At 51.9% G+C, this 9,069-nt stretch carries 9 protein-coding genes; 7 read left to right on the forward strand and 2 right to left on the reverse strand.

Annotated elements, in window-relative coordinates:
• Positions 1 to 446 precede the first annotated feature (446 nt).
• Positions 447 to 1,172 carry a DUF4145 domain-containing protein gene (locus tag ACOJWD_RS00470; RefSeq protein WP_486991250.1) on the reverse strand — a complete coding sequence of 242 codons (726 nt, stop codon included), beginning with the start codon at positions 1,170 to 1,172 and terminating at the stop codon, positions 447 to 449.
• A 386-nt stretch (positions 1,173 to 1,558) separates the two neighbouring features.
• Here ACOJWD_RS00470 and ACOJWD_RS00475 point away from each other — a divergent pair, with 386 nt between their 5' ends.
• Together ACOJWD_RS00475 and ACOJWD_RS00480 are read left to right on the forward strand one after the other, a co-directional pair.
• Positions 1,559 to 1,813 carry a type II toxin-antitoxin system HicB family antitoxin gene (locus ACOJWD_RS00475; RefSeq protein WP_486991251.1) on the forward strand — a complete coding sequence of 85 codons (255 nt, stop codon included), beginning with the start codon at positions 1,559 to 1,561 and terminating at the stop codon, positions 1,811 to 1,813.
• A 99-nt stretch (positions 1,814 to 1,912) separates the two neighbouring features.
• Positions 1,913 to 2,365, forward strand: a complete 453-nt coding sequence (locus tag ACOJWD_RS00480) for a hypothetical protein (protein WP_486991252.1) — start codon at positions 1,913 to 1,915, stop codon at positions 2,363 to 2,365.
• Positions 2,366 to 2,486: 121 nt separating this feature from the next.
• On the opposite strand, the gene ACOJWD_RS00485 is transcribed toward ACOJWD_RS00480, so the two are convergent.
• Positions 2,487 to 3,635, reverse strand: coding sequence for an NAD(P)/FAD-dependent oxidoreductase (locus ACOJWD_RS00485; RefSeq protein ID WP_486991253.1), 1,149 nt, complete (start codon positions 3,633 to 3,635; stop codon positions 2,487 to 2,489).
• A gap of 276 nt (positions 3,636 to 3,911) precedes the next feature.
• On the opposite strand from ACOJWD_RS00485, the gene ACOJWD_RS00490 reads away from it, so the two are divergent.
• The 5 genes from ACOJWD_RS00490 to ACOJWD_RS00510 all read left to right on the forward strand — a co-directional run.
• Positions 3,912 to 5,438 carry an APC family permease gene (locus ACOJWD_RS00490; RefSeq protein ID WP_486991254.1) on the forward strand — a complete coding sequence of 509 codons (1,527 nt, stop codon included), beginning with the start codon at positions 3,912 to 3,914 and terminating at the stop codon, positions 5,436 to 5,438.
• A 288-nt stretch (positions 5,439 to 5,726) separates the two neighbouring features.
• On the forward strand, positions 5,727 to 6,584 hold the full coding sequence (locus tag ACOJWD_RS00495; protein ID WP_486991255.1) for a GNAT family N-acetyltransferase: 858 nt from the start codon (positions 5,727 to 5,729) through the stop codon (positions 6,582 to 6,584).
• A 248-nt stretch (positions 6,585 to 6,832) separates the two neighbouring features.
• On the forward strand, positions 6,833 to 7,267 hold the full coding sequence (locus tag ACOJWD_RS00500; RefSeq protein ID WP_486991256.1) for a GNAT family N-acetyltransferase: 435 nt from the start codon (positions 6,833 to 6,835) through the stop codon (positions 7,265 to 7,267).
• A gap of 73 nt (positions 7,268 to 7,340) precedes the next feature.
• Entirely contained in the window at positions 7,341 to 7,922 is a 582-nt protein-coding gene (locus ACOJWD_RS00505; RefSeq protein WP_486991257.1) for a GNAT family N-acetyltransferase, read from the forward strand.
• A 105-nt stretch (positions 7,923 to 8,027) separates the two neighbouring features.
• Positions 8,028 to 9,069: metallophosphoesterase family protein (locus ACOJWD_RS00510; protein ID WP_486991258.1), on the forward strand; the 1,042-nt coding region annotated here is incomplete at its 3' end.

The raw sequence follows: 9,069 nt of genomic DNA on the forward strand, positions 1-9,069 counted from the left end.
CGCCGTGAGCGGTCGTGGAAACCACGGAAAGCCATGCAATATTACGAAAATCGTCGAGAGAGATCGCTCGTGTTCACTTAACGGGGGTTAGATCGGGGTACCACAACCCGGAAATACCGTGCCATTGACTTTCTCTTTACGCTACTTGGGTGGACAGGAAAGTAACGAGATCTTTGCCATTATCAGAAGATTAGGCTAGGTCGCTCCCAGGAATATGTCGTATGATTTGGCTATCTTGTGGTTTATTTCGTGGCCAAGAATCAGTTAAAGGCACACGAGGATCGGAGGACATTGTATTTTGCCTTCAAAATACCCAAAAAACTCCAGTTTTACTCCGCCCGTCACCATGAGCCGTCGCCAAGAGAGTGCGGAGCCGAAAGACGAGGACAAAATTATGGACAGGAGAGGCCGCTTTTAGGGTCTCCCTCACCGTTTAACTACGCGTCTTACTGTGATGATTGGCGAAATAGAGTATTGGCCAGATCCTCCCACGCGTGCAGTCCGCTGAGCACCGCCTGCCATGTTACTTCGTAGTTGCGGTGATCCGCATAGTTCGTTGCCGTGCGTACAAGATGCATTTTCTTGACCAAGTTCTGGTCTGTCGCTGCATAGAGATTGATGGCATTGGCCAGGTTCTGATTTTGAAGATCTACGCCCAATGTTTCCAGCATGTGTTCTAGGGCGACGCGGCAGCTGACGAGTATGCCTCGTCCTACGGCCATGTCGAATTGGTCCGCCACACCATCCCATCCCTGAGATCGCAACCCGGTCATCAGCGACCCCATCAGAGCATGCGCTTGCATCGATGGCGAGTCCGGCATGCGAGTCCGGCTCCGTTGTTGCGTTGATACCTCCGGGCTTGTGTGCGGTTGCTTACCTGCCGGCCGCACGTCCCGCTGTTGCGAAGCAGCTTTGTCGGCTGTTCCCGACTCGTTGAGGGCCGTGATTAGTCGTTTGAACAATCCCCACCGGTGATCGATGGTGCGGGGAGCCCATGGACGGTCGTGGGCCATTTGCATGAAGGTTGTGTGACTCCATTCTTGTGGGGACAGATGATACTCCGTGTATAACACAAGGGCATCACGGGTAACCTTCCCGTTCGGATCGCGGGTGGTGAATAGGGTGTCAATGAGGACTTGTATGTCGGGTGGTAATTGGGATGGCTGTTTCATGGTATTCCTCCTGTCATTGAAACATCAATAATATCACGATGCTTTTCCTTGACCGATCTAGGGCAGTACAATCACTCCATATTTTGATGCTATCACAGCCCGTGGCATAGTCCGCGGTTAAACAAGGACTATTAGGGGCTGTCGTCGGGACAATGAGTCAGCACCGTATGGTTATGGGACACCCAGAGCACGTGGTGTGGGGCGCGGGGCCCCAAGGGACGGAGCTAAGTTTTCGGACAGCGGAGGGGCTCAACGCTTCGGTAAGATGCGGGTCGACAGGGCACAGATGTCTCGGCGAGTTGGAGCGGCAGAAAATTCGGTGCGTGCTATACTTAACTAAAGTAAGAAAACGACTATCTTGAACCGTATCGTAGGAGGCTTTTGCAATGTCTGAGGTATTGGTCCGGTTTTTAATTGATCAACTTCCCGAGGGAGGCTATCTCGTGACGAGCGATGAAGTCCCAGGACTTGTCGCGCAGGGGCGAACCAAAACGGAGGCCACAGAGATTGCCCAAGATGTCGTGGGTAGTCTGGTTGAGTCTTATCGCGACCACGGAGATCCTATACCGCCTAGCCTGCAACGTGTCTTTTCTGGGCATGATGCGAGCGACGCAAGACAGTTCGAGAGGGAACCGAAGTGAAAGACCTTGAAATACTGCAAAAAGGTACCCAAACAAGACAAAACATTGAGGTAGGAGTGACAACACATTAATACGCCGACAGCACTAGAAGATCGGGAGATGCACCGCCAATTGGCCGCTGATTTGTTCAATGAGACCTGGGATCTCATGGATAAGGTGGATCGCACCGCCACTGAAGATGACCTCATGATCCACATGGCCCATGCATCAAGATATCACTGGGCGGTGGTCGGAGAACCGGTGCATTTTGCGCGGGGAGACTGGCAATTGGCGCGGGTCTATACCTTGGTCGGAAGGGCAGAACAGGCTCTACACTATGCCACATCCTCTCTTCAGTGGTGCCAGGAACACTCTTTGGAAGAATTTGACCGAGGATTTGCCTATGAGGCGATGGCGCGGGCCTATGCATTACAGGGTGACGCGGTCCGTCGAGATGAGCATCTCCAATTGGCCCTGCAGACGGCGCAATTGGTATCGAAAACGTCGGACCGCGAATGGCTAATACGGAACCTAGAGAGTGTGAAAACCCTCTCTATCCCCGCATGGGAATGAGCCAGATGCGAGGACACTATGGTATCGATCGTCGCTTATGGGTCGCGGGCCTCGCGCAGCGAAGAGTGCAGCTCAGGCAGTCGCACTCATCCACAATGCTATTGGGACTGACGGATGTGTACTAAATGACAAAGGTTTCACGCGCGGTCTGACGTTGAAATCGATTCAGCGAGAATGGGCTTAGGTTGACAAATGGGGCTTTTCCGATGATAAGTTCGGCAATGACACGTCCGGCGGCCGGGGAATGCATAAATCCATGTCCGCTAAATCCTACCGCGTAATAGTAACCAGATAAGGACTCAGCTTCACCAATGATGGCGTTATCGTCAGGTGAGACTTCGTAGAGCCCGGCCCACCCGCGCATGATAGTCGCATTTTCTAGTGCCGGGACCCAGGGGAGCACCGTGCTGACCAGGTTCTCGAGGCAGTATTGGTCGGGTTCCGTATTTTCACTTGGGGGCTCGGCCGGATCAGACATACCCATCAATATGGAGCGGCCCTCGCGTCGAATGTATGAGGTATTTTCAAATTCTAAGGTCATGGGGATATCCGAAGGAAGTCCGGTAAATTCATCAGTGACATAGACACAGCGCCGATAGGGGAGGACCGGCAGGTTGATACCAGCCAAGACACCCACATGGTGCGCTTGGGGTCCCGCGGCATTGACCACCACAGGAGCAGAGATGGTGATCCCGTCGCGAGTGACCACGCCTTTTACGGACCCATGGTCAGAAATAATTTGCGTAACTTCGCTATCTAGTCGGATTGTCGCTCCCAATGCTTTGGATCGCGTGAGCCAACCATAGGCCACCGCGCCGGGATCGGCAATGCCGTCCTCGGCGCAAAAGGTGGCCCCTGCCAGGTCGGGCATGTGGATGTATCCATAGCGACGACGCACGTCATGGGGACTGAGCGTCTCAACAGGGACACCTAAATTTCTTTGCATTTTCACTATATCCACCATTTTGTTCCACTTTTGCTGGTCTTGGGTGACGAATAAGTAGCCGCATTGCTTAAGAGATGAGGAAATGCCGAATTGGGCTTCAAAGTCCTTAAACATGGACAGCCCATATTGAGAAAATCGGATGCTCTCCGGTAGAGAAAACTGTAGACGTACACCTCCGGCACTGCGTGAGGATGACCCAGAGGCCCATAGGGAACCACGTTCTAACACCAGCACATTGGGCATTCCTTGCGCTACCAAATGATAGGCGATGGATAAGCCGATAAGGCCGCCCCCTATAATAATCACATCGGCGGTCTCTCTCATGCCATCATTATCCTTTCGTGTCTACCAGCTCTCAAGGGAATCCTTGAGATGACGTTTGGAGGTTATGATATCGCGAAACATGAATATTTTGTGCAATTAGACTCAATCTTTCTTTAGAGCACGGCTTCATTAAATGTTTATTTTGGTCGTGTTTCGTCGCTCGATTTACACCAGTGACGAATGCCAGGGATGGCATAGATTTCTCCCATCGTAAACGATTATACTGAGTATTGAGTCATTTGCCAAAATAAAGCGAATAATCGTGGGAGGATGGTTATGGAACTTAAACGGGTGTTGAAGTTTCGCGATCTGTTGATTTTAGGCATTGCGGGCGCGATTGGCACTGGTGTGTTCTTTAGTAACGCTGGAATGGCCGCTGATGCCGGACCTGGGGCAATTTTAGCCTGGCTGATTGGGGCCATTATGTATTTATTCGTCGCATTAACCTATATGGAATTGGGGAGAGCGTATCCAGAAGCCGGAGGTCCATCGCGCTATAGTTTATACACCCATGGCCGCGCAACCAATATGCTCAATGCATTTGCGGATTTGGTGTGGTATCTTTTCATTCCACCTGTCGAAGCATTAGCCACGGTGGAAGGTATTAATTATTTTTGGCCGCATCTCATTGCTGCGGGAGGGAACCCCACGATTTTGGGGGGCGTGCTCGGTATTATTTTAGTATTGCTGTTTCTGCCATTTAACTACTATGGGGTAAAGATTTTTGCTCGAACGACCAATCTGGTTGGGGTAATCAAAACCGCACTTTATGTACTCGCGGCGATCGGGTTTATCACCATGGCGCATTTTGGTAATCTAGTGCATTTTGGGGGATTTACCCCCTTTGGTATTCGCGGGATATGGACGGCGATTCCTTTGGCAATGTTCGCGTTTGGGGGAATTCGTGTGATTCCTGACTACGGTGGTGAAGTGACCTCGTCAAAGGAGATGGCGCGCTCTATCGTCTGGGTGGTAGTCGGGCAAACCATTATATATCTGCTGTTTGCGCTGGCCTTTATCGTGGCGCTAAATTGGGGAACCGTGCATATTCATCCGGGAGACTGGGCCTCCGTATCAAGCATTCCAGGGAATCCGTTCTTACTCTTAGCACACGGCAGCAATTACGGCTGGTTGATTGCGTTAACCGCCGTTGTCGCCATTCTTGGGCCCTTTATTACGGGCTATATCTATCAGGGGTCAGGGAGTCGTATTCTCTATGCCATGAGTCGGTCAGGGATTGTGAGTCGACGATTGCAGCAATTAAACCAGGACTACGCCGTACCCGCGTGGTCACTTATTGTCTTTACGGTGGTTGGCGCGATCATGGCATTTATTGCCGCACCCCTCCCCTCCATCTATGGGCTCATCAGTGACGCCGTGGTGGGCGGGTATTTGGGATTCTCGGTGAACCCGATTGTGATGATGGCACGCTTTCGCAGTGGAGCATCACCGTCCTTTGCGAAGCAAGTGGTAGCGATACTAGCATTTGTATCGGCCTCGCTCATTGTCTATTGGAGTGGTTGGCCTTCCGTGCCGTACGCCATCATATTGGTGCTCTTGGCTTCCGTGGTATTCGGCATTATTTATAAGGTGCGACAAGGAATTATTCAGGCGCTCTGGTATGTGGTTTATATGCTGTTTCTACTCGTGATGACCTATATCGGAGGCGTGGGGGCGAAGTCGATTGTGAGCTTTGACGTCGGGAGTTTGATTGTGGTCGTAGTCTCGGTTGTCATCTTTATTCCCTGGGGTGTGGGTTCGAGACTCCGTGATGTCCAACTGACCTCCGAACAATCCGCCTAGCGGCTTTTCGATCGAGTATTGAGTGTGAAGGGAGGCGCGCTTGTCGCGCTTCCTCCGTATCACATGAGGGACGGAAGAGAGGGGCCTATATGGAGGATTCGGGGAAAGAGAGGGCAATGACTAAGAGTTGAGGAATGACTCTTGGGAGCATGTGATGGCATAGTCCCCGGTTATGTGTGGATGCGCCAGACGGGAATTTCGAGATAATATGATAGGCGTCATATAAGATAGGTTGAGGCTGATGGAGTAATCGGCCAAGCCGCAGAGAATTCAACAAGGAGAGTCGCTATGACCTATACCGTCACACGCGAAGTGGATCTTGTCACATTTCGTCACTTCGTTGAACCCATCTTGCGTACACATGAGGCGGCCAACAACCTCATCTTGGGGCTTCTAAATCAGACTGCGGTGGAAGAACCGCCCGACGTAATGGTCTATGTGGAGGGGCCCGAGGGGATAGCACTGGTGGCTATAAAAACGGATGCATCTCATCCGCTCATCTTATCTTGGACTAGTTCGACGGAGCCTACCCAGGCCCTAGCGAGCTTTCTTAGTCAAGCAGAGGTTACCCTCTCAGGGGTTCTAGGGCCACGAGAGAGCGCAGCCATCATCTGTCAAAGATGGGTCGAGGACAAGAAGGCGACATGTGCGCTGGTCGTGCAGGAGCGTATTTATGAGATACAGCACGTACATTTACCACAGCACCCGGTGAACGGTAAGGGACGATGGGCAGAAGCGCTCGATACCAAGGATGTTGTCGCCTTGATGAGCGGGTTCACTGAGGAAGCTCTTCAAGAGCCAGATTCTCGTCAAGTGGAGGCGACGGTTCAAGGTCGTCTTGACGCGGGCTTTCCTTTGGCTGGTTACTGGCTCTGGGAAGAGGAGAACCAGGTAGTTAGTATCGCGGGTTATAGTGGACCCACCGGTACCGGTATCCGGCTAGGGCCGGTATACACCCCACCCCATCGCCGCGGCAAAGGCTATGGATCGTGGGTGGTGGCGACCTTAACAGAAAGCCTGTTGCAGTCTGAGTATCGTCGAGTCTTTCTTTTTACAGACCTAGCCAATCCGACGTCTAATGCGATATATCAACGTATCGGCTATCAACCCGTCATCGACGTGGACCATTATGTCTTTACCGCGTGAGAGCTGTCATAAAAATGGCGTCGGAGAGATGGCAAGGATTACGTCCTACCTTTAGAGGGTGAAATGTAATCCGTAAGATGGTATGGATCGCTGGTGATCATCGCCATGACGTCGCCTTTTTTCATGCTTGCAAAGAGACGAGAGCGGTACAGGGGTTATTCTGATGCGTGATGGCGACGCTGGGTGAGGGCGTTATACGCTATCCTGTGGGAAACTATACGTCGGCTAGGGGTTAAGAAGGAGGGAATATGGTCGCTAAAATGCCACAGTATCATACCAGTCAGGTTCCAATAACGACAATCAGGCAATTATTGTCATACGCCCTAGGATCGCCCCATCTAGAGAAGGTGGAGAGAGTCCTTGACCAATATAGCCAATCCTCTGCTGTGCTTTATGTAGCCATCAGGGCAGACGATGAGCCTCTCGGTATTGTCGGCTTCAGAGAGCATTCTGGACTGGGTGAAATTCTTCACATTGCCGTCGAGGCACCTTATCGAAACCAAGGCATTGCCAGCGAGATGCTCGATCGGTTAATCGCTCTCCATGGGCTTAGGGAGATAGTGGCAGAGACGGATGCGGAGGCCATCGGATTCTACCGACGATATGGCTTTGAGACTTCTTCATTGGGAGAGAAGTATCCTGGGATCGAGAGATTTCACTGCCATTTGCGTGTCTCGCGGTAATCGCCGCCGGGATGGGGACCGTGTGGCTGGACGAAAAGATAGCGGAGTTCGGAGAGAAAGGGAGCGCTCATCGATGACAGATCAAGAGACCCCGTCCCTTCCCTTCAAAGGGCCTCGTGTGACACTGCGCGATTTTTTAATGGATGACCAGGATTCGGTGAGTGCATATGCCTCAGATCCCATGGTGACCCGTTATTTGGTCTTTGCCCCCCAGACTCCTGAGGAGACAGAGCAGTTTCTCATGGCCACCGTGAGTGGGGCTCAATACGAGGGGCATAGACATCACTTCGAATTGGGGGCTATTGATGAGACGGGCGTGCTCATCGGGGGAGCGCGAATCACGATTCGTAGCCATACGCACCAAGTGGGCGATATCGGTTATGTCATAAACAGAGGTCACTGGGGTAAAGGGTACGGCACGGAAGTCGCCCGACTACTGATTCAATTTGGGTTTCACCAGTTACACCTTCACCGTATCTACGCCACTGCACATCCCGATAATGTGGGTTCACACCGTGTGCTAGAAAAATCGGGGATGCGATATGAAGGATACATTCGAGAACATTTGTGGATCGACGGTAAGAGACGCGATTCCCTGCTCTTTGCCATATTGGCGACGGACATGAGGTGTGATGGCGTTCCTGACCTGAAATAAATTTTAATGCTGAAAAGCGACACCGAAGATGGCCGCATTTTCCATCACGATACCACACAGCCCGGGAAGAGCATCGGGAATAGGTGCGAGAGGGGGGCTCCGGGCGTGATTTTCGACCTAGGGAAGGAAATTCCCGGGGTGGTCACGAAAAAGTCAGAAACGACTAGGAATGAAACTGACCATGGCTTTGAGGAGGGGCGAGCTTTTATGCGATTTATTCATACCGCTGACTGGCAGATTGGCATGAAACGACATTTTCTGGATGAGGATGGACAGGCTCGATTTTCCGAGGCGCGTGAAAATGCCATTCGCCGGATTGGACAAATAGCCCGTGATGAAAATGCTCAATTTGTTGTCGTGGCGGGCGATGTATTTGAAACCCATCAGTTACGGCCGCGGACGGTTCGCCGTGCCCTAGACGCGATGAAAGAGATTCCGGTACCAGTCTATTTACTGCCGGGAAATCATGATCCCCTGGGGGCTTTGAGCATTTATCAGTCCGCCGAGTTCCTTCGTGGGAAACCGGCGCACGTACAGGTGATTGACAACGAAGAGCCTATTGTGGTTGACGATGCATTAGAAATTGTCGGGGTGCCGTGGATGTCAAAGCAGCAGGTGGAAGATCGGGTGTCGGTCGTCGTGAATCGTCTTGGTCCTTCGGGGGGCCGCTTGCGAATCATGGTGGGGCATGGGAGTACCCTGCAGATGGGAGGCCACGAACTCTTAGGTGTCATCAACGTGGAACACGTGGAACGGGCGATGGACGAGGGGAGACTGCACTATTTAGCTTTGGGAGATCGTCACTCTACGACTTCTTGTGGGAATAGTGGCCGCGTTTGGTACTCAGGAGCTCCTGAGCCTACCGATTATGATGAAATTGATTCGGGCAATATTCTGGTGGTCGATCTCGCACCCGGGGAAATTCATGTAAAGAGCGTGGCCACGGGAACCTGGCACTTCATCGAAAAGATGCTGGACGTGGATTTCGGCTCGGCAGAACAGGTCCTTCAGCAGTTTTTGGATAGCATCAGCGATAAGACACACACCATTGTCAAGGTGAATTTTCGCGGAACCATTACCCTGGCGGATCACATGGAGTTAGAGAGAGTGATTGAAGAAGCACGCGAAGTGTTTTCGGCGATTGAAC

The sequence above is a fragment of the Sulfobacillus sp. TH-112 genome (assembly GCF_057473405.1).